Source organism: Photobacterium toruni (genome assembly GCF_024529955.1).
Classification (GTDB): domain Bacteria; phylum Pseudomonadota; class Gammaproteobacteria; order Enterobacterales; family Vibrionaceae; genus Photobacterium; species Photobacterium toruni.
The window spans coordinates 1,720,672-1,744,167 of record NZ_AP024854.1 but is presented as its reverse complement, the minus strand read 5'-3'; the positions used below and the strand labels follow the sequence as shown (position 1 = coordinate 1,744,167).

Below are 23,496 nucleotides of genomic sequence, written 5' to 3'. Positions count from 1 at the left end.
AAAGAGAGAAAAATGAAATATAGGAGTGCGAAATCTGTTTTATAGTCTACTGAGAGTTACCTTTAGTGTACTTAAAAAGCACAATTTTAGATTTTAATGGTCAAAGACGTTTTTTTTTCGTCCAAACTTACTGTTTTATTACGATTCAATTTGGTTTTAGACGCTGCTTTCTTTAGTATGTATCGTTATGCGATTTTATATCTCCCTTAAGGACGCCACCTGTGGGTGGATGAGGATACGATGCAACATCTAGACGAGATTATTGCCAACGCAACGGCAGCTATTGAGCAGGCTGATTCATCAGTCGCTCTGGACGAAGTTCGAGTTCAATTTCTAGGCAAGAAGGGTTATTTAACTCTTCAACTACAAGCCCTAGGTAAATTACCACCAGAAGAGCGTCGCACTGCTGGTCAAGAAATTAATAAAGCAAAACAAGTAGTGCAAACATTACTTGTTGAGCGTAAAGATGGTCTACAACGTGCTGAGCTTGAAGCTAAGCTAGCGGCTGAGACTGTTGATGTTTCTTTACCAGGTCGCCGTATTGAAAATGGTGGTCTGCACCCAGTGACACGCACCATTGAACGTATTGAAAGTTTCTTTGGTGAGCTTGGTTTTACAACTGAAGCGGGTCCTGAAATTGAAGATGCTTTCCACAACTTCGATGCATTAAACATTGCAGAAGATCACCCTGCACGTACAGACCACGATACGTTCTTCTTTAACCCAGATCTAATGCTACGTACGCATACTTCTGGTGTTCAGATCCGTACTATGGAAAATGGTCAACCGCCATTCCGCTTTATTGCGCCTGGTCGTGTTTACCGTAATGATTACGATCAAACTCACACACCAATGTTCCACCAAGTGGAAGGTATGTTAGTTGATGAAAATGTAAACTTTGCACAGTTGAAAGGTATTCTTCACGATTTCCTTTGTAACTTCTTTGAAGAAGAAGTTGAAGTACGTTTCCGTCCTTCATTCTTCCCATTCACTGAACCTTCTGCTGAAGTTGACGTTAAAGGTAAGAATGGTAAGTGGTTAGAGGTTTTGGGCTGCGGTATGGTTCACCCTAATGTACTTCGTTCAGTTAACATCGATCCTGAAAAATATTCAGGCTTTGCATTTGGTATGGGCGTTGAGCGTCTAACTATGCTTCGTTACGGCGTTAACGATTTACGTGCGTTCTTTGAGAACGACTTACGTTTCCTAAAACAGTTCAAGTAAGCACTAGGGGCTAGAAATCTATGAAATTCTCTGAATCTTGGCTACGCGAGTGGGTTAATCCTGCAGTAAACAGCGAAGAGCTAGCTCACCAAATCACAATGGCTGGTTTGGAAGTTGACGGTATTGAAGCAGTTGCTGGTGAATTCACCGGTGTTAAAGTAGGTCAGGTTGTTGAGTGTGCTCCACACCCAGACGCTGACAAACTACGCGTAACAAAAGTTGATGTTGGCGCTGAAGAGCTGCTAGATATCGTTTGTGGCGCATCTAACTGTCGTCAAGGTATTAAAGTTGCAGTGGCAACTGTTGGTGCTGTTCTTCCTGGTGATTTTAAAATCAAGAAGGCAAAATTACGCGGTCAGCCTTCTCATGGTATGCTTTGTTCTTTCACAGAGCTAGGTATTGACATTGAGTCTGACGGTATTATGGAATTAGCGGCTGATGCAGTACTAGGTACTGATTTCCGTGATTTCTTAGGTCTTGATGATGTCACTATCGATGTTGATCTAACCGCAAACCGCGCAGACTGCCTAAGCATCGCAGGTCTTGCTCGTGAAGTTGGCGTATTAAACCGCGCTGAAGTGACTGAGCCTCAGTTTGATATCGTTGCGCCAACAGCGGCTGATACAATGTCAATTGAAGTGACAGCACCTGCTGCATGTCCACGTTACCTAGGTCGTATTGTTCGTAATGTTAATGCGCAAGCTGAAACACCATTATGGATGCAAGAAAAACTACGCCGTTGTGGTACTCGCTCAATCGATGCAATCGTAGATATTACTAACTACGTATTGCTTGAAATGGGTCAGCCAATGCACGCATTCGATCTTGCTAAGATCGATGGTGGTATTGTGGTTCGTATGGCAGAGCAGGGCGAAAAGCTAACTCTTCTTGACGGCAATGAAGCAGAATTAAACGACAATACATTAGTGATTGCAGATAACACTCAAGCACTTGCAATTGCAGGTATTTTCGGTGGTCAATTCTCTGGTGTTAACGCTGAGACTAAAGACGTACTACTTGAGTGTGCATTCTTTGCACCTGATGCAATCCGTGGTCGTGCACGTAGCTACGGTCTACACACAGATTCTTCACACCGCTTTGAGCGTGGTGTTGATGCAACACTGCAAATGAAGGCAATGGAGCGTGCAACAGCACTTATCATTGAAATCTGTGGTGGTGAAGTTGCGCCAATCGTTGAAGTTGAATCAGAAGCTGATTTACCTAAAGCTGCAACAATTGAACTACGTCGTTCAAAACTAGATCGTCTATTAGGTCATTCAATTGCTTCTGAAGAAGTAGTTGAAATCCTAACACGTCTAGGTTGTGATGTTGAAACAACAGATGCTGGCTGGAAAGCAACGGCACCTGCATGGCGTTTCGATATGGCAATTGAAGAAGATTTAGTGGAAGAAGTGGGTCGTATTTTCGGCTACAACAATATCCCTAATCAATCGCCTGTTGCTGCACTTAGCATGAACTTACATAAAGAAGCGAATTTACCGCTTAAACGTGTACGTGATTTGCTTGTTGATCGTGGTTTCCAAGAAGCAATTACATACAGCTTTGTAGAGCCGGAACAACAAAAACTTATCGTGCCTGAAATTGAACCATTGATTCTGCCGTTCCCAATTTCTGCGGACATGTCAGCAATGCGTTTAAGCCTATGGACTGGCCTACTAAATACAGTAGTATTCAACCAAAAGCGTCAACAACCACGTGTACGTCTATTTGAAGCTGGTCTTCGTTTTGTTCCTGAAGAATCAGCAGAAAACGGCATGCGCCAAGAAATGATGCTTGCAGGTATTATTGCTGGTACTCGTAGTGATGAGCACTGGGACATTGAAACTAACACAGTTGATTTCTTTGATCTTAAAGGTGATTTAGAAGCCGTTCTTGAGCTAACAGCAAAAGATAGCTACAGCTTTAAAGCCGCGAAACATCCAGCACTTCATCCTGGTCAAACAGCAGCAATTGTTGTTGATGCTGGTCTTGAAACTGAGCGCGAAGTTGGCTTTATTGGTACTATTCACCCTGAGCTTGAGCGTAAGTTTGGTCTTAATGGCCGTACTATTGCGTTTGAAGTAGAGTGGGATGCTATTAATAAGCGTGATTTACCTGAAGCTGTTACTCTTTCTAAGTTCCCTGCTAATCGTCGTGATATTGCCGTTGTTGTTAACGATGATGTTGCAGCAAATGACATTATTGCGGCATGCCGTGATAATGGCGGTGAGCTATTAAAAGCCGTTAATCTATTTGATGTTTACACTGGTAAAGGTGTTGATGACGGTCAGAAGAGTCTTGCGATTGCGCTAACATTGCAATCAACTGAGCGTACATTGGAAGAAGCAGATATTGCAGCAGCAGTAGAAAGTATTGTTAATGCATTGACCGAAAAATTTGATGCATCACTTCGTGATTAAAAAAGCAGCATAATTAAAATTAAGTCTTTGTTTTCGAAAAGCAGCCTTTAGAGGCTGCTTTTTTTTGATCTAGATCTAAAAAATAATAACAGCTTGATAAATAGTTATATTTTCTATTTTATTGGTTCTTATTAGAATATTTGACTGTATATTATTGTTTTTTTAGTGATTTAGTACTGATTAATGCAATAGTAAGATCAACTAGATGCATTGTTATAGCAAAATTTAGCCACCAAAATGGCGTAAATTGACATGAAGTTAACGTAAAAAAGTTGGCGAAAATCAGCGAGTTGGCTTAGACTGAGTCTAGTTAACAGTGAGAGGGATAATATAGTCCCGTAGTTTTAAATTTTAAAATTACATCTCTAATTAACATATACCTTATTCACAGTGGCATACTTTTTATTAGTAGGTATGAACACTATTTATTCAACATAGTCTTGAGGGAGTTATCTATGGCGCTCACAAAAGCCGATTTGGCTGAGAACCTGTTTGAAAATGTTGGATTAAGCAAACGGGACGCCAAGGATACGGTGGAAGTCTTCTTTGAAGAAGTTAGGAAGGCTCTAGAAAATGGTGAGCAAGTTAAATTATCTGGTTTTGGTAATTTTGATTTGCGTGATAAAAATGAGAGACCTGGAAGAAATCCTAAAACTGGGGAAGACATTCCTATCTCTGCCCGCCGTGTCGTTACATTCCGTCCTGGTCAGAAGCTTAAGGCACGTGTCGAAAGTTTAGAAGTTAATAAATAAATCTTTCACGAGTTTGCTGATCCAAACTGAAACCCAAGTAAATGTATTTTTACTTGGGTTTTTTATTATCTTATTTTTACGATTGTGCTGACTTTGCCGCTATATTTTAAAATAGAAGCGATATTATTTCTTATAATCAGGATGACAATAAGAGTAAATATTGAGGGTTGATTAAAATAATTAACAAGGAGGTTATGCTATGACGTTAATTGAGCAGATAAAACAAGGACGTTTTCTGGAAGCTACCTGTGATTTTTCACAACCATTTATAGCGGAAGAATGGGTATTAGATTCTGGTTTGCACTGCCAGCTTCTATATCGAGGTGTATTACAGATTACACCAAGAGAATTATCTAGTGATGCAAAAGACATCGTATTGTCTTCAGGGATCCATGGTGATGAAACTTCGCCAATAGAATTGATTCAGCAAATAGCCTCAGATATCGTGCTTGGGCATATTCAACCAATACATCGTTTATTATTAATTATTGCTCATCCTGAAGCGATTAATTGTCAGCAACGATTTATGACTGAAAATCTGAATCGCTTATTTCAGGTTAGGAATTCTGAGAAAAATAATGAATGCACTATTGCTAATGCGTTACAAGTAGCTATTAACAGCTTCTATGGCACCTCTATTGCTATTAAGCCTGAACGGTGGCACCTTGACTTGCATTGCGCTATTCGTCCTTCTCTGCATGATACCTTTGCAATTAGTCCTTATTCGGATAAACCAACACGTAGCAATAAACTATTTAGCTTTATTCATCATGCTAAATTAGATGCAGTATTACTTTCTAATAAACCGGCACCTACATTTGCTTGGTATAGTGCTGAGTATCATGGCGCACAGTCACTGACCGTTGAACTCGGACGTATAGGTAAAATCGGACATAATGATTTTACTTTATTAAGGCCATTTAGAGATGCAATGGTGCAATTAATTACGGATGCTGCTTTACCTATTGTTTGGACTAATGATGTTGAGGTATATCAAGTCAGCCATACTATTGTTAAACGACATTCTGAATTTTATTTTACGTTTAATGATAACGTTGCTAATTTTACTTTTTTTGCAGAAGGGGATGAATTTGCAGTGGATGGTAGTCAAATATATACCGCGACTATTGGCGGTGAAGCTGTCGTATTTCCTAATAGAAAGGTAGCTATTGGGCAACGAGTTGCACTAATGGTTAAGAAAGCGAATTTGATTTTTGATGAACAAGTGCGAGTTTGTGCGATAGATAACACATCATATTGATAATTATATTTAATGATAAAAATCTTATCTGTTTTTTGCATTATAATGTCAGCAATGTATGGTATCTCACCTTATTTTTGAGTGTAATAAGTATTGATGTTGTTAAATGAATTATTATCACAGCAGCAACAGCGGTGGCGAACTTGGTTGATTGTTTCATCATTGCTGTTAGTGATTATTTGTGTGTTTGCTATTGCTGTCGGAGAGGTGTGGATTTCACCTTGGGCACCAGATGGTGCATTGCAACAGCAATTATTATTGCAATTACGGATACCTAGAGTATTGGCCGCCTTAATTGTTGGCGCGGCATTAGCCAGTTCAGGGGCAGTATTACAGGTGTTATTGGGTAATCCTTTAGCAGAGCCAGGCGTGTTGGGTATTTCTGGTGGTGCTAGCCTTGCTGTAGTGCTGCTACTCTTTTTTGTTCCTATTACACCGACACCATTTATTACCATGATGGCAGCGATGGGAGGGGCGCTATTGTTTACCCTTATATTAGTTGGATTTTCTCGGCGTCAAAAAGTGTCAATGGCACGATTATTATTAATTGGCGTTGCTTTAGGTATTTTATCGGGTGCTGTGGTGACATGGGCATTTTATTTCAGTGATGATTTAAGTATGCGCCAGTTAATGTATTGGCTTATGGGTAGTGTTGGTGGTGTAAGTTGGGAGCAATTGTCGCTGTTATTTTTTATTGTGCCAGTATTAATTATACTTTGCCTACAAGGTAAATCATTGGACGTAATGATGCTTGGTGATATTACTGCTCGTCAATTAGGTGTTGATGTTAGACGTATTCGGTGGCTATTGATTTTGATGATCTCACTATTAGTTGGGTGCTCAGTGGCGCTTGCTGGTGTTATTGGATTTGTTGGTTTGGTTGTTCCACATTTATTACGGTTACAGCTAGGCACTGAGAATCAGTATTTATTGCCTCTTTCTGCTATTTGTGGCGGAATATTATTGGTGTTGGCTGATACATTATCACGGGTGCTATTAGTTGATGCTGATTTACCTATTGGCGTAGTAACAACCTCACTTGGTGCGCCTGTATTTATTTGGATGTTAATGCGTTCGCAATTGGATTAATTTATGGCAATAATCTTTGATAATACTGCTGAAGTAGACTCAGCAGCGTTAGTACTACATGCTCAAAATATTGCTTTTGTATCACGATTATTACCCATGTCATTGACTCTTTATGCTGGACAAATCACTCACGTTATTGGACCTAATGGTAGTGGAAAAAGTACCGTATTATCTATTTTATCTGGATTGTTTGCGCATAAAGGTAGTATTAAATTACTTGATATCGATTTGGTTGATTATGATTTACTGTCATTAGCTCAGGTTCGTAGTTATTTATCGCAACAAGATAAACCTAATTTTTCTATTCCTGTATTTCAATATTTGTCGTTGGCAATATCAGCGTTACACGATATTGAGGCCGATAAATTACAAATAGCATTGAATGAAATTTGTCAGAGTTTAGATATTAAAGATAAGTTATCACGAAATATTCAACAACTATCGGGTGGAGAATGGCAACGGGTACGGCTAGCTGCAGCATGTTTACAAGTTTGGCCTGCCATAAACCCTCAAGCAAAATTATTATTACTTGATGAGCCAGCTGCTGCACTAGATATTGGTCAAGAAGCAGCGATGTACCAATTAGTTCGAAAGATATCCCAACAAGGAATTACGGTAGTTATGGTCAACCATGATTTAAATAGAACCTTACGTGAAGCGGATAATGTGGTGCTGTTAGATCAAGGGCAATGTGTTGGATGTGGGCATGTTGATCAAATAATGACGATTGATAACTTACAAGCGGTGTTTAAAACAGGCATTGATAAAATAGAACATCATGGTGTGCCATGCTTAATTTTCGTTGATTAAATATTCATAAGTAAAAAAATACCTGCCAAATGACAGGTATCTATCAGTATTACTCAAATGATTATTGCTTGTTTTTTAAATAATCAATTGTATTTGCTAAATCTTGTAAGCTCTTATGGGCGCTGGTATTTACAAGGTATTTACCATTAACAAGGAATGCAGGGACTGATTCTAGAGCTGTATTACGAACAATCTCTTCAGATCGTTGGAACATTTTGAAAACTTCTTTTTGTTGAGCTTCTGTTAGCTCATAAGGACTTTTCAAGTTGTTATCATGGAAAATTTTATCAACGGCTGTTTTTCGTTGTTCAACACTCATATCTTTTGGTGAGTCTTGTACATATGAGAATAATTGCTCAACTAATGCATAGCTTGGCTTATTATCCGTTTGTACCATTGCGGCATAGAAGATAAAGGCTGCTTTTTGCGCACTTTCATTAAAAATAACGTGAACTTGCTTAATATCGCTCTTCGTTAGTTTTTTGATTTCAGGCAGAATACTTTCCATCTTACGGCAATGACCACAAGAAAGAGAGAAAATTTCAGTGACTCCTTTCATTTCTGGCATTGGGGTAGGGATCACTGAGTATTGATCACCTTCTTGTGGTGTTTTTGAGTCAGAACACCCTGACAATGCAAATACAGTAAAGAGTAGAACAAAAAAAGCTTGATAAATACGTTTCATATGTCAGTACTTTTATAAAAAATAATCTTTCTATTATGTCGATAAATGGCTAAAAAGCCATAAAAAATGTGCTACTTAATTCATTCAAGTATAAATAGTAAACATTTATTGGCCTTGTTTCATTATCTCAAACTGAGAACAAATATCTCCGTGTGTTACACCCTATAATCAGCTATTATTAGCGGCTTTTTTGCCGCATGTGAGTATTAATCGATGTACATTGGATTTGATTATGGAACCGCAAATTGTTCGGTTGCAGTGATGGAAGACAGTAAACCTAAACTTTTACCGTTAGAGAAAAATAATCAATATATTCCGTCGACCTTATGTGCGCCAACACGGGAAGCTGTGTCTGAATACTTATACCGTTTTATGGGAATTTCGCCATCAAACAGTGTTGGTGAGCAGGTTTTACGTCGTGCTATGGCGTTTAATCGTGAAGAAGATATAGATGTTGTTGCAGGTGATTTGCAGTTTGGTCAGGCAGCTCTTGACCTCTATCTCGATGATCCAGAAGAAGTTTATTACGTTAAATCCCCAAAGTCTTTTTTAGGGGCAAATGGTTTACGTGATGGTCAAATTAGCTTTTTTGAAGATCTTGTTTGCGCAATGATGGTCAATATTAAACGAACGGCAGAACAAAGTTTACAACAAGATATTAGCAGTACAGTTATAGGGCGTCCGGTAAACTTTCAAGGCATTGGTGGTGAGAGCGCAAACCAACAAGCTGAAGGAATTTTATCACAAGCGGCTAAACGCGCAGGGTTTAAAAACGTGTGTTTTCAGTTTGAACCTGTTGCGGCTGGGCTTGAATATGAATCAACATTAACAACAGATAAAACCGTATTAGTGGTTGATATCGGTGGTGGTACAACAGACTGCTCGTTAATTAAAATGGGGCCAAGTTTTTGTCATTTATCTGATCGTAGCTCAAGTTTATTAGCACATAGTGGTCAGCGGGTTGGTGGTAATGATCTTGATATCCATTTAGCGTTTAAGCAATTGATGCCACAATTTGGTCTAGGCAGTAAAACGGTACGTGGGATTGATATGCCGTTTAATCAGTTCTGGAACCCGATTGCGATTAATAACGTCGCAGCACAAACTGAATTTTATGGTGATGCTAATTTACGTGCATTAGAAAGACTTCGTCATGATGCCGCTGATCCACAACTACTGTTGCGCTTAATTCATGTCTATCATGAGACCTTAGGGTATCAGATTATTCGTCATGCTGAAGAAGCAAAAATTGCATTATCGAGTCAAGCACATCACACGGTTAATATGGCGTTAATGCAAGATCTGTTTGAAGTTGATATTTCAGCACAGCAATTAGCGGAAGCAATAGAAACACCCAAAGAGAAAATGCGTGAGCTTGTCGTTGAAGCTATGGCACAAAGCCACATAATGCCTGATGCTATTTTTATGACTGGGGGAACTGCACGTTCGCCTATTTTACGCCAATGTATTGAGCAACAACTACCTAATATTCCAATAGTAAGTGGTAATTATTTTGGTTCTGTAACAGCGGGTTTAGCACGTTGGGGAGAGCGTTGCTTCAGTTAAGCGTTAGTACTAATAATATAAATGCCTGCGTCATAATGCAGGCATTTTAAAATAAAAAATAATCGTTAAGCTGGTTTTGATGCGTATGCTGAGCACCAACCATTAATATTAACAGTCTTACCAGGAAATATAGCACAAGGCTGCCAATTACTATTCTTCGCATCATCACGAATTAGAAGGCAGTTTTTACATTGTTGGCCTTCAATAGTTGATTTATCGACATATTTTAGTGCCATTGCTTGTGGATCATTTTCTTCAAGGTGAGGAAGTTCTGCGGCAGAAACTGAGCGTATTAGCTGTTTATTACCAAGAGTCAAACCGATTAGCCCACCAGCGGTTAATTGTAAAAAACGACGACGTGATGATTTTTTCACCATAATATCTACCTTATTCGTTATTACTGAATAACTATATTATTTCGCTCATAATAAGCAGAAATAAATACACTAATAGCTTTTGGTATATGTTCATTTTCTTATTCTTAAATAATAGTATATAGAATATAAAACAGGCTATTAACGATAGTATTAGTTGCTGTAAATCTTAATAGTAATTATTATCAGTTGTGTATTTATTAGCTTTAAATAAATGATAATTATCTTCTCTAATATTTGTACAGCGTATTTATATTATAATTGCATGTTTATAAAGAGATTAATCATTAAAATTCATCAATGGTATTTAATGTTTCATTTTCGGTGTCTTTATTTATTACTTTATTTCAGTCTTAATGTAGAAAACGCATAACTATAATTTGTAGCTGCTTTTTACTTTATATTCATTACTAATAAAACGGTATAGCATCATTATTCTTGTTATTTTACATTGGGGCGAAATAACATTAAGAAATATACGTGTTTGGATTAGTTTTACCTGAAATCTTTCAAGGATACAGCATATGTCTGACGAGAACGTATTTAAACAACCAAAACCGTTCTATTTGATATTTTCAATTGAATTCTGGGAACGTTTTGGTTTCTACGGTATGCAAGCAATTTTAACTGTTTATATGGTTAAGATCCTTGGCATGTCAGAAACTGCTTCTTTTACTTTATTTGGTGCCTTTTCAGCCTTAGTTTATGGCTCTGTTGCTATTGGTGGTTGGGTTGGGGATAAAGTTCTTGGGACTAAAAGAACCATCAAATTAGGTGCGATGGTGCTTGTTGTTGGTTATGCTTTATTAGGTTTATCTGCAACTAGCGGTTACGGTGGTTCAGATCTTATCTATATAGCCATGGGCTTTATTACCATGGGTAATGGCTTATTTAAGGCAAACCCTTCAAGTTTATTAGCAAAAGTTTATGGTAAAGATGATCCTCGTCTTGATGGTGCATTTACTATGTACTATATGGCCATTAACTTAGGTTCATTTTTCTCAATGTTATTATCACCATGGATTGCAGAGAAATTTGGTTATGACTTTGCCTTTGGTGTGAGTGCTGCTGGTTTGGTTATTACTCTTATTAACTTCTTTATTAGTGGTCATATTGTTAAAAGTATCGGTTCTAAGCCAGATATGAAACCAGTTAATAAGACATATTACCTTGGTGTTGTTATTGGTACTATTGCATTAAGTTTTATTAGCTCAGTATTATTACAACATCTATTTTATGCACACGCTATTTTAATTGTTGTTGGTTGTACGATTGTTGGTTTGTACTTTAAAGAGTTATTCTCAACATCAGGTATTGAACGAGCAAAAATGTTTGTGGCCTTTATATTGATGCTACAAGGTGTAGTGTTCTTTGTTCTTTATTTCCAAATGCCGACATCACTGAACTTCTTTGCTATCCATAATATTTCTCATGACTTATTTGGTATCAGTGTTGCGCCTGAACAGTTCCAAGCACTTAACCCATTATGGATTATGATTGCCAGTCCAGTACTTGCGATGATTTATAATAAATACGGCGATCGTTTCTCTATGCCATTTAAATTTGCATTGGGGATGGTGCTATGTAGCTTGTCATTCTTAGTGTTAGTGCTTGGTGCACATTTTGCTAATAGCGACGGTATTGTTGATTCAAACTGGTTAATTGTCTCTTATGGATTCCAATCTATCGGCGAGTTGTTTGTGTCAGGCCTTGGCTTAGCGATGGTTGCTCAACTTGTACCACAACGTATGATGGGCTTTGCCATGGGAATGTGGTTCTTAACATCAGCAACCGCTGCCGTTGTTGCTGGTTGGGTGGCGACGTTAACCGCTGCACCTGCAAACGTTATTGAACCGCATCAAACACTGATGTTATACAGCCATGTGTTTGGTATTATCGGTTACTCTACAGCAGGTATTGCTCTGTTCACTATGATTATTGCGCCTAAGCTAACACGAGTTATGCGTGGTGAAGATACACCAGCAACAGTAACAGCTGCATAATCATGAGTTAATCTCATAAGTTTGATGTGTAAATTAAACGGATGTCGACGAATAAAGTCATTGGCATCCGTTTTTTTTTGTGTGTAATAATGCGCGAGCAGGAAGAGCAGGAAGAGCAGGAAGAGCAGGAAGAGCAGGAAGAGCAGGAAGAGCAGGAAGAGCAGGAAGAGCAGGAAGAGCAGGAAGAGCAGGCTGTTATAGGGCTAGAAAGTCGGTGTGTGAAGTCGTCTACAGTAAATTTAAAACAGAGCAATAAGATATAAAAAAACCTCAGTATTACATTGAAGTAATTAACGGAGGTTTTTTTATTGGTTGCAACTAATTATTGAGCAGAAAGAGGCTGGCTATTTTCACGTTGTAATTTTAGGTTAGCAAAGTATTGTTGAGTTTCTGCAATAACAACATGGCGTAATACCACTAAACCAATAAGGTTTGGAATAGCCATTAAACCATTAACAATATCAGCAATAACCCAAATCATATCTAGTTGCATGAATGCGCCACTGGCGATAAGCACTAAGAAAACTAATTTGTAAGGCATAATTGCTTTTACGCCAAATAAATAAGTAATACAACGTTCACCGTAGTAGTTCCAACCTAAAATAGTGGTAAAGGCAAAAAACATTAAGCCAATAGAGACCATTAAAGGACCGTAATAATCAGAATGCAAACCTGCAGCAAAGGCATGTGTTGTCATTGTTGCGCCAGCAAAATCACCCGTCCAAGCGCCAGTTACCACAAGGGTTAAACCTGTCATTGTACAAATGATAATAGTATCAAAAAACGTTCCCGTCATTGAGACTAAGCCTTGGCGTACACATGAATTTGTTTGTGCAGCAGCGGCGGCAATTGGAGCACTACCTAATCCAGATTCATTAGAGAATACACCGCGTGCAATACCTGACTGAATAGCTAACATCATTCCGGCACCGACAAAACCACCTGTAGCAGCATGACCAGTAAAGGCTGACTGAATAACCGTTTCAATAGCCGCTGGTAGCGCATGAAAGTTAGTACCTAAGACGATCAAGCAAGCCATAATATAAAAGCCAGCCATAAGCGGTACAACAGTACTTGCTACTTTAGATATTGATTGAATACCACCTAATGTTACTGTCGCCACCAATAAGGTTAATATAACAACGGTGATTTCTTTGGGCGCATTAAGTGAGATGTGTGCCGCTTCTACAATCGCATTCGCTTGTGGAAATGTACCAATACCAAAACAAGCAACACCTACTGCAAATATCGCAAACAGTTTAGCGAGCCATTTACTGCCAACACCTTTCTCAAGGTAGTACATTGGACCACCAAGAATTTGACCATTAGCATCAATTTCGCGGTATTTAACGGCTAACAAACATTCAGCATATTTTGTTGCCATACCAAATAAAGCAGCAAGCCACATCCAAAAAAGAGCGCCTGGGCCGCCTAATTTAATTGCGGTTGCAACACCAACAATATTACCTGTACCAATTGTTGCAGATAAAGCAGTACACAAAGCAGCAAAGCTAGAAACATCACCTTCGCCAGTACTATCTGGATCTTTTTTACCACCAAAAACATATTGTAATGCCAGTGGTAAGTAACGGATCTGGATAAAACCAAGTCGAATTGTGAGGTATAAACCGGTACCTACTAATAAAATTAATAGGGGAGGTCCCCAAACAAAGCTATCTAATGTGCGTAGAAAATTAAAAATTGTGTCATGTAGTGGATTCATTATTCCTCCTTCAACGTACAAAGGAAGAGATATAGAACAACAGGTAACTGTTATTACAGAATGGCTTCTGGTTGCTGCTCTTATCTCCTCTGTCCTTTTGCCTGAGAGTTTCACCGTAATACTTTACGGTTTGCTCCTTCGGCGCTCGATTTAACGAGTCTCTCCAGAGGCTCCTCCAATAACAGTCCATACCTATTGCATTACTGCAACCTAGTGCCTGAAAGATTTACGAATAAAAACATGATGGGATCATATTATTCATCGCTTACTTCTTCGGCGGGCCGACGTGTTATGCCATAATGGCATTCGTCAATGGCCGCTCTCCTGCTATCTTCATCGGAACTCATTTCGACCGCAATGTTAGGGGATAAAAATGTGATTGTCAGCAAAAAAATAAAAAAAAAAAGCGTTGACGGAATAAAATAAGCGCTAAGTGACAACGAAAGGAATATTCCGTATAAAAATAAACCAACTACTAAAGAGAGGCTGTTCTTCTAGCGCTTTTGAGATTAAGAAATTTTTATATTCGATAATTAAGGATTTAAGCTATTATCAAGTGTAGAGATAAGTTCATTATTAGTATCCGAAGTTATTTCCCACCCAAAAACACCGCCAAGTTTATGTTTTTTTACATAGTCAGCTTTAGCTTTAAGTGATCGTTTATCTTCGAAGCTAATGTATTCTTTATTCTTTTTATTATACAGAACAGCGGCTTCTGCATGTTCATCATAGTAATAACGATAGCCCAGTTTAGGGTTGTTCATGAAATATTTACTGATATCACTATAGTTAAAATAACCTGGATCTTTAATATCAGATCCTTTACGCAACCCACCTTGGCTCTTTAAATTTTCAAGTTTATCGGGGGATATAAAATTGACACCTTGCCAGCCTCGACCATAAAAAGGGCTGCCAATAATAATCTTATTTCGATCAACTTGTTTATTTATAAGTGTTTTTACTACATTATCGACTGAATTGTTATTTGGAGTATTTGGAGTGCTGTATAAATTACTATGATGACCGACAATATCATCCCAGTTACCTAAGAAATCAAAGCTCATTAAATAAAGCTGATCTAAATGTTGAGTCACCTGAGACCAATTAATGCCAGGTAAGGTTTTTTTATCAGCATTGACGGCCGCTGAAAGTTGATATTTACGATTATGTTGGTTACCTAATTCGTTTAATTTACACCGTAATTCTTCAATTAAAAGACTATAAGCTTCTCTTTCTTGTGCGACCTGATTTTGTCCTTTACCTGATAACCCATACCCACCAGGATATTCCCAATCAATTTGGATACCATCAAAAAAGTCATATTTAGTGATTAAATCTACAGCAGTATTGATAAAGGTTTGTCGATAAAGAGGGTTAGTTGCAACAGTATGGAAAGGCTCAGAAAGGGTCCATCCACCAAAACTGGGTAAAATACTTAAATGAGGATATTTATCTGATAATGCCTTTAATTGACCAAAATTTCCTTTGTAGCCGACTTTTGTCGATGTTTCACCTGTAAGCTTGATTTGTAATGCTGCATACTCATCTAAAATAATGGCGCTGCCAATAGGTTTATCCAGACATTGGGTTTTCATGAGTTTTTTGATGTTATCTGGCGATGAATCTACAGGTCCACAGACGGCAAGAAAAGCGTAGATAATATGAGTTAATTTTTCAGCTGGAATCATACTTGCTGAATACGGGTTATTAGGAGTATAAACTTTCCAATCAGGATAATAAGCTGCAACAACAGAAGATGGCAGCTTTTCTGCAGCATGAGTAAGATTAATTTGAGATAACAAGCTACAGGCTAGAAGAGAATAGAGAGAGAGCGCTCGAGTTGTGTTAAAAAAAGAAGTCATTTACTGTTTAATCAAATTTATAAAAAGGCTCTATATTATTGACTATATTGATAAAAAAAAGGTAACACATTAATATTATTATTTGACATTCATCACAATATTCGGGTTGGTAATTAGTATCAATATGTGAAATATCAGTAGTACGACATCAGCTAAACTAAGAATATTATTGCGTTTTTATTGCTATATATCGGTATAAAAATGATTAAATCTAATATTTAGAACAACAAATCCTGTGAGATTAAATTATTTTATTAATAGTATGTAATTGTCTTCTTATTTAAATCGCAAAGTTGATAACTAAATGTATTAGTTGTTATGTTAGGGGGTAATGTGATTTGGGTTAATTGCTGCCATAAAGAAAAATATACCAGTGTTAAAAATAATCTTGTTAAATATCATAATGTTTTAGAGGTTTCACCCTATGAATTATTATTAATAATGACAGGGTCTGAATTAATATTCATTGAAATTGAAAACTCAAAATCAAATGGTTTTAAACTACTGAGGATTATTAAACAACATTATCCTTTAGTTAAAATTGTGATTGTTTACCATGAGTTAGATTCTGAGTTAGCAATTGTTGCATTACGAGCAAGCGCAGAAGATATTTTAGTTGCTAGTGCGAATAGACAAAAAATTGATAGCTGTTTAAGCCGATTACATACTCATAAAGAAGATATCATTGTGGATGATGATATGTCACAACGTGAACGTTCAATATTACCCGCATTATCAATTATCGATAATGATATTAGTGCACCATTACGAGAAGAAGATTTAGCAAAAGCATGTGATTTTTCAGCGACATATTTTTCTCGATTATTTCATACCACGATGGGGGTTACATTAAAACAATATATTATTCAAAAACGGTTAGATTTAGCATGCGGCTTATTGAGTTCTGATCATGAAAAAATCGCATCAGTGGCGACTTCCGCTGGATTTAAAGATGTTTCTTATTTTTCTCGTGTATTTAAAAAATATATAGGTTGTTCTCCAGGAAAATTTCGTTCAAATAATGATAAAGAATCCTAATAAGGGACAGATCAAATATAAGGAGAGTTAAATGGATTTATCGTCATACCAAGGGATTATTTTTGATATGGATGGCACATTGGTTGATTCAATGCCGGCCCATATTAAAGCGTGGCAACAAACATGTCATGATTTTGGATTGGTATTTGATCGTGACTGGTTTTATTCAATGGGGAGGTTCACCTACTATTAATACTGCGATAGCGCTATTAAATAGGCATGGGATTGATGCAGATCCTCAGTTACTTGTGGTGAGTAAATTACGCTATTTTGATGAGATCAAGTATAAGGGCGATATTATTCCGGCTACATTTGCGGTATTGAAGCAACAAAAAACAATGAATAAGCGTATTGCTATTGGTACGGGGTGTTATCGACACCATGCTTTAGAAATCCTGACTACATTAGAGATTCTTCCTTTACTCGATGCTGTGGTTACTGCAAATGATGTCCAGCATCATAAGCCATTGCCTGATACCTTCTTAGAGGCTGCTCGTTTATTAGGTATACCGCCAGCACAATGTGTAGTATTTGAAGATACAGAATTAGGCTGTCAAGCAGCACATGCGGCTAGTATGGATTGTTACCGAGTTTGTAATGGGGTAATCAGTGAATTTCGAGCTTTTCAACGGTAGGGTTTAGCCATTGAGATAAATACGTTATGCTGGTGGCGTTTTTTTACTTATTAGTGATGTCATAATGACTAAACATTCATCGTCTCAATATCAATTATCTGAAACTCGCTTCTGGATTCAACGGTTAAGCAAAACATCCATTCGTGCCTTGCATATTCTAGGCGTTGCTATATCAAGTGGTGGCTTTATTTTCCATCTTGATCAAGCGTTATGGCTCAACTGGTGGTTATTAGCTATGTGCTCCGGTGTTTTGATGATGGCACAAGAAATTTATCGTTCAACGTTATGGTTAATTCAACTCAAAGGTGTATTAACGTTTATTAAATTAGGATTACTTTCTTCTATTGTTGTTCTTCCACAGCACCAATCCAATATTTATATTACGGTACTATTACTTTCAGTCTTTATTGCTCATGGACCGGCAGGATTACGGCATTACTCAATTTGGCATCGACGGGTTATTGAGGAACCGAGAAAGGGAAGTCGAAAAAATTTAAATGGATAATACGATAATCGTTAGTTGGCTTTGTCACTAACGGTTTTTATTACAATAGAACCAGCGAAAATACATCATCGTTAGTACACTAAAAGGGGTAGCTTAATAAAGGTGTTAAGAATGATTAAATATGGGGCATTATATTTATTGTTGGCGGTGGTATGTGTTGGTGCCGTAATGATAGCAAATCGAATTCATAATGATCATTCTTTGACGGGAACTAAAAGCTCATTGTATTTAGAAAATGATAAAGAACGAGCAGAATTTGCTGCAGAAATTGTACATAAATATATATTAAAACCCGATCAAGGGCTGCCTTTAGAGGAAAATGGGTTAGCACCCTATATTTATGGATATGCAGATTTAAATAATAATGGCAGTGATGAAGTTTTTATTCTTATGCAAATTGATGATTTTTGCACAAAAAAAGGTTGTCAGGGCTTTTTATTTAGCCATAACCAGAAAAAATTAGCAGCATGGATAAATATTTACCGCCCGATTCTTATGGCGGATGAATTACATAATGGATGGCGGGATATTTTAATTGCTGATGATAATAAAATGTACCGTATTGAATATAATACAGGCCATTATCTTACAGATATAAGTAAAGCACCTGAGTTCAATAACCGCCAACAAGCATTAGTAGCAGTAGGATTAGCTCTTGATAGTCAATATTACCGTAATGGTGGTAGTAATTTAGCCCTCAATTATTCTCAGCCTATTTTTGATTGTCAGCAGTGTTTCCTATTTAGTTTTAACCGTTATGAAGAATCAGATAATAATTTTTATTTATCCGTAAATACCAAAGATAAAACAGTAACGACTTATCCGTGAGTTTGTATCATAATGTTTCACAGTGTAATAATTTAATTATTTGTTTTTAAAGTGTTTATTGTTTCTAGCTATCATAGCTAGATTGGTGTTTTTTGTGATAACAGTGATTGCTTTCTTGGTATGTTCCAGTATATAAACCTCCATATATATACAATAATAAAATATTATGGAAGTTTTTGTGGCCAATAAAAAGTTAATCGTATTAGCAATATCATCTGCATTAATGATGGGCTGTAATGGTGGTAGTGATTCAAGTGATCCTATTCCACCACCACCAGTTGTTGATCCTGAGATAACACCGCCAGTTGATCCTGAAATACCCGATATTTTACCACCAGTCGATCCCGTTATTCCTCCTGCAACTGGTGTATTTTCTCTTAATGGTGACATGAATTTTGGTGCTAGTGTGCATTGTAATGGTTCACCCGCGACTGATTTTATTATCGAAGATGGTGATACTTTCGACTGCTCATATGAAAGCATCAAATTAGCAACGTTTACTGCAGTAAAATTACAAGCGACTAAGTCAGGATCAAAAGAAAGAATCAAGCAATTAACACTTGCTGAGTCTGATCGATTTGTTGCTTTTACTGATGATGAACGTATTAAGGCAATTGCTAATACACAAGCATTATTAAATAAAATGGCTGTTGAAAGCGGTAAGGTTATTGATTTTAAATTATCGGCTCTTGACCAATTACGGTTTAATAATTTCTATAATTCTAATGATTTATTGCTTCCAACCGCTGAATTTAATGCGTTGATTAGCGATAAACTTGATGAAAGTACAGACACTGACAGTAAACCATCAACCCATGAACCTGAATCACAACCCGTTGTTACACCAGGAACGAGTAATGATTTAAACAGTCATTTTGTGAGTGCAAATGCAGAGCAAAATTTAAGTTACCAGCCAACTAAAATGATCTTAACGGAAGGGTTTTTACGTGATCTTGATGGTCAACCTATTGTGGGTGTCGAGTATTACAGCCCATCAGGGCGTGGGCAAACTGATGATCAAGGTAAATTTAGCTTTAGCTGGGGCGAAAGTGTTGCTTTTGGTATTGATACGTTTGAATTAGGTGAGCTTAAAGCTAATAAAACCCAATTTACGGTAGCAGATTTAGCTGAAGGGCATGCTGGTCGTAATATTGCTCGCTTATTACAACGTTATTCTGACGCTACTGATCATATTTATATTTCCGAACGTGTTCATAATGTATTTGCTCAATATCCAAATGTGATTAATGAAGCGCTAAATATCGAACTTTCTGAATCAGTACAATTAGATAATGGTACTGGTGAATTAAAACCTGTTGTTGGTGAATTTGATAAGCAATTTGAATCAGGCTTAGCACAACAGATTGATAGTGCAATTTGTGGTGAAACGTGTAAATCAAACCTGTTATTTTCACCATTGTCATTTCCACGTACTGCAACAGTAACAGAGCCAAATATTCAAGCTGATATTAATAAGCTTTGGGGCGCAGGTGCAGATGCAGTTAAAGATGGTTGGATGCCAGTAGAGAAATTTCATGTGTTCTCTGATCCTGGTGGTAACTATTATGGTAGTGCTGGTTTTGTTCGAGGACAGGGCGCTATAAATATTTCCAATCGTGCATTTCCGATTATGATGACACGTAATGATAATAATTTTTGGTTAGGTTTTAAGGAAAAGAAAGCGTGGGATGAAAGAGGTCTTACTTATATTACTGAAGCACCATCAATAGTAGAGCCTGCAGTTGTTGGTGCCGATACTGCCACTTTTGGTTTGCCTTTTATTAGTCTCGGCGAGTTAGGTGCAGGACAAGCAATGTTGCTCGGTAATGCTCGCTATACCAGTATTTTAGTTTGCCCACGTAATTATAGTTGGGAAGGTGGAGTAACATCTGAAGGTAAATGTATTGTTCCAGCAGGAAGAGCTACTGATACAGCAGATATGGCAAATTTCTTTAAGAATACTTTTCGTTATTTGTTAGCGGATAAATATGATCTTAGTGGTGCTCCTATAACGGTAGGAACAAATATTACTAAGACATATTTCAGGAAGCACACTACATGGCATGGTAATGAGGCGATATTTAACATTGATCCACAATTTAATGTGGAAACTAAAATAGTTAATAGTTTTGCTGGCCTTACTCCAAAAGATATACCGCTATTGATTATTCGCACTCATGAATATCAAGATAAGCCAAATGATCATGATCCTATGCTTGCTGATCTATCAAGACCATTATTAACAGAGCAAGATGTTACGGATCTTATTCAATATATAGAAGTGGGCGGTAAAGTAATCATTGTTGAAAGTATAAATGGTAAACCAAATGATGATATTAGACGTTTATTTGATAGTGTCGGTATCGCTGTTAATGGAGAATCTGTAGTTCAAAATGGTGGCCCGAGTTGGGGATACCCTGATCGTATTAGATCACAGCGCGAGCATGATTTTTGGGTTATTGAAAGATACGCGACAGTAAAAGGCCAAGAGGGTATTAAGCTTCCTTATAATATTGATGAAACAACAGGTGAGGTTTCTTGGGATTATATTCTACAAGGAAAACCTGATGATAAACCTAAGTTAGAAGTTGCTCGTAAGTCATATTTTAATATGGTGACAGAAAAGTACGAATCACAGTTAGCTTTTATTGATACAGCAGGTAAATCAGCAGATCAAATATCAATAGAAAAAGCAGCATTATTAACAGCTTTTGATGGCTATAAAGAGTGTTCTGATGATAATTATCATTATGAAGTCAATTGTTTAGAGCGCAGACCTGGTAATGGTATTAAGTTAACGGGCACTATGTACCGTCCAATTTATTCTGAATTAGATCTTAATGAAGCTACAGCGAAAGCGATGGTAAAAGCAGCTGATCTTGGTACTAATATTGAACGCTTATATCAGCATGAATTGTACTTCCGCACGAAAGGTCATCAAGGTGAGCGTTTAAATAGTGTTGATCTAAATCGTATTTATCAAAATATGACAGTATGGTTGTGGAATGATCTTGATTACAGTTATGAATCAGGCGTTAATAAAGATGAACTAGGCTTTAAACGCTTTACTGAGTTCCTAAATTGTTATGGAGATGAAGCCGATAGTCAAACAGTTTGTAGCCCTGAACTGGCTCAAAGCCTTGCCGATAATAATATGGTTTATGGCGCGAATAGCGATGTAAATACTGAATACCAAGGCTGGATGAACCCAAGCTATCCACTTAACTATATGGAAAAACCATTAACACGCTTAATGCTGGGGCGTTCATATTTTGATTTAGATATTAAGGCGGATATTCGTCAATATCCGGGTGAGGCGAAAGGTTCATCATCAGCCAGTGTCGAGGTTGATTTATCGAATAATACTGTTGCATGGTATGCAGGTAATCGACAATCAACAGGTCAATGGGCTGTGGCACAACAGCCATTTACTATTTCAGTTCAAGGAAATAGTAATCCAGTAACAATCACGGTGGCTTTAGCTGACGATTTAACTGGTCGTGAAAAGCATGAGTTGGGTTTACTGCGCCCACCACGTGTTTCTAAATCATTCACATTATTAGCTGGTGGTAGTGAAACATTTACGGCACCTTACGGTGGCTTGATTTATGTATCAGGTAGTGAAACAGGAAATGTAACTGTTAATCTAGATGGAACAGTTGCCGCGCCATGGTACAAAAATAATGCTTGGGTAAATCCGCAAGAGTCAGTTGCTCCAATTGGTGAAATTGAATCTGATAGCTTTATTTATACGGCGGCCACAAAGAATCTTCAAGCCAGCAATTATGGCGGTAGTCCACAGAAATTTACGCAAGAGTTAGATATTTTTGCTGAAGATCTAAATGATTTTTATGCGCGAGATGAAATTAATAGTGAAGGTACAGGACGTCATAAAAAAGTAACAGATACGACACTGCCTAATAATAAACATCATGTCGTTAATGATGTTGCTATCTCTATTGGTGCCGCACATTCAGGTTATCCTGTTATGAACATCAGCTTTGATACTAATAGTAGTGATATTAAAATGTCACCATTAAACAGTTGGTTGTTATGGCATGAAGTTGGTCATAACGCAGCTGAAGCACCCTTTAACGTTGAAGGCTCTACAGAGGTTGTAAATAATATTCTGGCTCTTTATATGCAGGATAAGCATCTAGGTAAAATGGCACGTGTTGAGCAAGATATTCGTATGGCTCCAGCTTTCGTTAACTTAGAAACACCTTATGCTTGGGCTGCTGGTGGTAATGGTGAGCGACTTGTGATGTTTGCTCAATTGAAAGAGTGGGCTGAAACTGAATTCGATATTACTAATATAGTGAAAGGAAAGTTACCAAGCTATTATGTTACTGATGTTGATGGTATGAAGGGGTGGAATTTATTTAAACTAATGCATCGCTTAACGCGTGGTAATTTAGAAGACAATATGCAATTACCGTCACCTAATGTTTGTCAATCGACATCAGGTTTGAGTAAAGGAGATCAACTAATGGTGTGTGCATCTTATGCTGCACAAACTGATCTAAGTGGTTTCTTTAATGCTTGGTCACCAGGTTCAAAAGCTTATATGATCCCTGGTGTGACAGAGCCTTCTTATGAAGGTGGTGTTACGAATGCCGGACGTGCGGCAGTAAAAGCGCTAAAACTTGATGCACCACAGCGTGATCCGTTAAAGATTAACGCAATAACAGTTCGTAAAATGAACTAAATAGCATATATTT

The 23,496-nt window shown here is 37.5% G+C and carries 19 protein-coding genes and 1 riboswitch; of the genes, 15 read left to right on the top strand and 4 right to left on the bottom strand.

Annotated elements, in window-relative coordinates:
• Nucleotides 1-240: 240 nt before the first annotated feature.
• From pheS to btuD, 6 genes are all read left to right on the top strand, one after another.
• Nucleotides 241-1,224 carry a phenylalanine--tRNA ligase subunit alpha gene (pheS, locus tag OC457_RS08280; protein ID WP_080173290.1) on the top strand — a complete coding sequence of 328 codons (984 nt, stop codon included), beginning with the start codon at nt 241-243 and terminating at the stop codon, nt 1,222-1,224.
• A 20-nt stretch (nt 1,225-1,244) separates the two neighbouring features.
• Nucleotides 1,245-3,644, top strand: coding sequence for a phenylalanine--tRNA ligase subunit beta (pheT, locus tag OC457_RS08275; RefSeq protein WP_080173291.1), 2,400 nt, complete (start codon nt 1,245-1,247; stop codon nt 3,642-3,644).
• 455 nt (nt 3,645-4,099) lie between these two features.
• Nucleotides 4,100-4,396, top strand: a complete 297-nt coding sequence (gene ihfA / locus OC457_RS08270) for an integration host factor subunit alpha (protein WP_036795089.1) — start codon at nt 4,100-4,102, stop codon at nt 4,394-4,396.
• Between the two features lie 199 nt (nt 4,397-4,595).
• Nucleotides 4,596-5,657, top strand: coding sequence for a succinylglutamate desuccinylase (locus tag OC457_RS08265; protein WP_080173292.1), 1,062 nt, complete (start codon nt 4,596-4,598; stop codon nt 5,655-5,657).
• Between the two features lie 96 nt (nt 5,658-5,753).
• Nucleotides 5,754-6,746, top strand: coding sequence for a vitamin B12 ABC transporter permease BtuC (btuC, locus tag OC457_RS08260; RefSeq protein ID WP_080173293.1), 993 nt, complete (start codon nt 5,754-5,756; stop codon nt 6,744-6,746).
• 3 nt (nt 6,747-6,749) lie between these two features.
• Nucleotides 6,750-7,556 carry a vitamin B12 ABC transporter ATP-binding protein BtuD gene (gene btuD, locus OC457_RS08255; protein ID WP_080173294.1) on the top strand — a complete coding sequence of 269 codons (807 nt, stop codon included), beginning with the start codon at nt 6,750-6,752 and terminating at the stop codon, nt 7,554-7,556.
• A gap of 61 nt (nt 7,557-7,617) precedes the next feature.
• Here the strand turns inward: btuD and OC457_RS08250 are convergent, their stop codons facing one another.
• A complete protein-coding gene (locus tag OC457_RS08250) occupies nt 7,618-8,241 on the bottom strand; it encodes a thiol:disulfide interchange protein DsbA/DsbL (RefSeq protein ID WP_080173295.1) in 624 nt (207 codons plus the stop codon).
• A 213-nt stretch (nt 8,242-8,454) separates the two neighbouring features.
• Here OC457_RS08250 and yegD point away from each other — a divergent pair, with 213 nt between their 5' ends.
• Nucleotides 8,455-9,807 carry a molecular chaperone gene (yegD, locus tag OC457_RS08245; RefSeq protein WP_080173296.1) on the top strand — a complete coding sequence of 451 codons (1,353 nt, stop codon included), beginning with the start codon at nt 8,455-8,457 and terminating at the stop codon, nt 9,805-9,807.
• 65 nt (nt 9,808-9,872) lie between these two features.
• Here yegD and OC457_RS08240 read toward each other — a convergent pair whose 3' ends face one another.
• Entirely contained in the window at nt 9,873-10,184 is a 312-nt protein-coding gene (locus tag OC457_RS08240; protein ID WP_080173297.1) for a high-potential iron-sulfur protein, read from the bottom strand.
• Between the two features lie 521 nt (nt 10,185-10,705).
• Between OC457_RS08240 and dtpA the strand changes: the two genes are divergently transcribed.
• Together dtpA and OC457_RS08230 are read left to right on the top strand one after the other, a co-directional pair.
• A complete protein-coding gene (dtpA, locus tag OC457_RS08235; protein WP_080173298.1) occupies nt 10,706-12,184 on the top strand; it encodes a dipeptide/tripeptide permease DtpA in 1,479 nt (492 codons plus the stop codon).
• A gap of 41 nt (nt 12,185-12,225) precedes the next feature.
• On the top strand, nt 12,226-12,447 hold the full coding sequence (locus tag OC457_RS08230; protein WP_162494722.1) for a hypothetical protein: 222 nt from the start codon (nt 12,226-12,228) through the stop codon (nt 12,445-12,447).
• A 59-nt stretch (nt 12,448-12,506) separates the two neighbouring features.
• Here OC457_RS08230 and OC457_RS08225 read toward each other — a convergent pair whose 3' ends face one another.
• Entirely contained in the window at nt 12,507-13,907 is a 1,401-nt protein-coding gene (locus OC457_RS08225) for an alanine/glycine:cation symporter family protein (RefSeq protein ID WP_080173299.1), read from the bottom strand.
• Between the two features lie 79 nt (nt 13,908-13,986).
• A riboswitch (glycine riboswitch) is annotated at nt 13,987-14,084 on the bottom strand.
• A gap of 356 nt (nt 14,085-14,440) precedes the next feature.
• Entirely contained in the window at nt 14,441-15,709 is a 1,269-nt protein-coding gene (locus OC457_RS08220; RefSeq protein ID WP_235866890.1) for a glycoside hydrolase family 18 protein, read from the bottom strand.
• A gap of 393 nt (nt 15,710-16,102) precedes the next feature.
• Here OC457_RS08220 and OC457_RS08215 point away from each other — a divergent pair, with 393 nt between their 5' ends.
• The 6 genes from OC457_RS08215 to OC457_RS08195 all read left to right on the top strand — a co-directional run bounded on the left by OC457_RS08215 (nt 16,103) and on the right by OC457_RS08195 (nt 23,483).
• Nucleotides 16,103-16,807 carry a helix-turn-helix domain-containing protein gene (locus OC457_RS08215; RefSeq protein ID WP_080173336.1) on the top strand — a complete coding sequence of 235 codons (705 nt, stop codon included), beginning with the start codon at nt 16,103-16,105 and terminating at the stop codon, nt 16,805-16,807.
• A gap of 31 nt (nt 16,808-16,838) precedes the next feature.
• The gene (locus OC457_RS20865) at nt 16,839-17,000 is read left to right on the top strand and encodes an HAD hydrolase-like protein (RefSeq protein WP_306341376.1); all 162 of its coding nucleotides are present in this window, start codon (nt 16,839-16,841) and stop codon (nt 16,998-17,000) included.
• On the top strand, nt 16,960-17,442 hold the full coding sequence (locus OC457_RS08210; protein WP_306341377.1) for an HAD family hydrolase: 483 nt from the start codon (nt 16,960-16,962) through the stop codon (nt 17,440-17,442). The genes OC457_RS20865 and OC457_RS08210 overlap by 41 nt, the downstream gene beginning before the upstream one ends.
• Nucleotides 17,443-17,506: 64 nt before the next feature.
• On the top strand, nt 17,507-17,947 hold the full coding sequence (locus tag OC457_RS08205; protein WP_080173301.1) for a hypothetical protein: 441 nt from the start codon (nt 17,507-17,509) through the stop codon (nt 17,945-17,947).
• Between the two features lie 111 nt (nt 17,948-18,058).
• Nucleotides 18,059-18,775 (top strand): hypothetical protein, encoded by a 717-nt coding sequence (locus tag OC457_RS08200; protein ID WP_080173302.1) that lies wholly within the window; start codon nt 18,059-18,061, stop codon nt 18,773-18,775.
• A 178-nt stretch (nt 18,776-18,953) separates the two neighbouring features.
• The gene (locus OC457_RS08195; protein WP_306341378.1) at nt 18,954-23,483 is read left to right on the top strand and encodes an SslE/AcfD family lipoprotein zinc metalloprotease; all 4,530 of its coding nucleotides are present in this window, start codon (nt 18,954-18,956) and stop codon (nt 23,481-23,483) included.
• Nucleotides 23,484-23,496 lie beyond the last annotated feature (13 nt).

What these genes read in the sequence shown, in the direction of transcription:
- btuD (WP_080173294.1), top strand. Translation starts at nt 6,750, where the DNA reads ATGGCAATAATCTTTGATAATACTGCTGAAGTAGACTCAGCAGCGTTA.
- btuC (WP_080173293.1), top strand. Translation starts at nt 5,754, where the DNA reads ATGTTGTTAAATGAATTATTATCACAGCAGCAACAGCGGTGGCGAACT.
- ihfA (WP_036795089.1), top strand. Translation starts at nt 4,100, where the DNA reads ATGGCGCTCACAAAAGCCGATTTGGCTGAGAACCTGTTTGAAAATGTT.
- dtpA (WP_080173298.1), top strand. Translation starts at nt 10,706, where the DNA reads ATGTCTGACGAGAACGTATTTAAACAACCAAAACCGTTCTATTTGATA.
- OC457_RS08225 (WP_080173299.1), bottom strand. Translation starts at nt 13,907, where the DNA reads ATGAATCCACTACATGACACAATTTTTAATTTTCTACGCACATTAGAT.
- yegD (WP_080173296.1), top strand. Translation starts at nt 8,455, where the DNA reads ATGTACATTGGATTTGATTATGGAACCGCAAATTGTTCGGTTGCAGTG.
- OC457_RS08205 (WP_080173301.1), top strand. Translation starts at nt 17,507, where the DNA reads ATGACTAAACATTCATCGTCTCAATATCAATTATCTGAAACTCGCTTC.
- pheT (WP_080173291.1), top strand. Translation starts at nt 1,245, where the DNA reads ATGAAATTCTCTGAATCTTGGCTACGCGAGTGGGTTAATCCTGCAGTA.
- OC457_RS20865 (WP_306341376.1), top strand. Translation starts at nt 16,839, where the DNA reads ATGGATTTATCGTCATACCAAGGGATTATTTTTGATATGGATGGCACA.
- OC457_RS08250 (WP_080173295.1), bottom strand. Translation starts at nt 8,241, where the DNA reads ATGAAACGTATTTATCAAGCTTTTTTTGTTCTACTCTTTACTGTATTT.
- OC457_RS08240 (WP_080173297.1), bottom strand. Translation starts at nt 10,184, where the DNA reads ATGGTGAAAAAATCATCACGTCGTCGTTTTTTACAATTAACCGCTGGT.
- pheS (WP_080173290.1), top strand. Translation starts at nt 241, where the DNA reads ATGCAACATCTAGACGAGATTATTGCCAACGCAACGGCAGCTATTGAG.
- OC457_RS08230 (WP_162494722.1), top strand. Translation starts at nt 12,226, where the DNA reads ATGTCGACGAATAAAGTCATTGGCATCCGTTTTTTTTTGTGTGTAATA.
- OC457_RS08265 (WP_080173292.1), top strand. Translation starts at nt 4,596, where the DNA reads ATGACGTTAATTGAGCAGATAAAACAAGGACGTTTTCTGGAAGCTACC.
- OC457_RS08200 (WP_080173302.1), top strand. Translation starts at nt 18,059, where the DNA reads ATGATTAAATATGGGGCATTATATTTATTGTTGGCGGTGGTATGTGTT.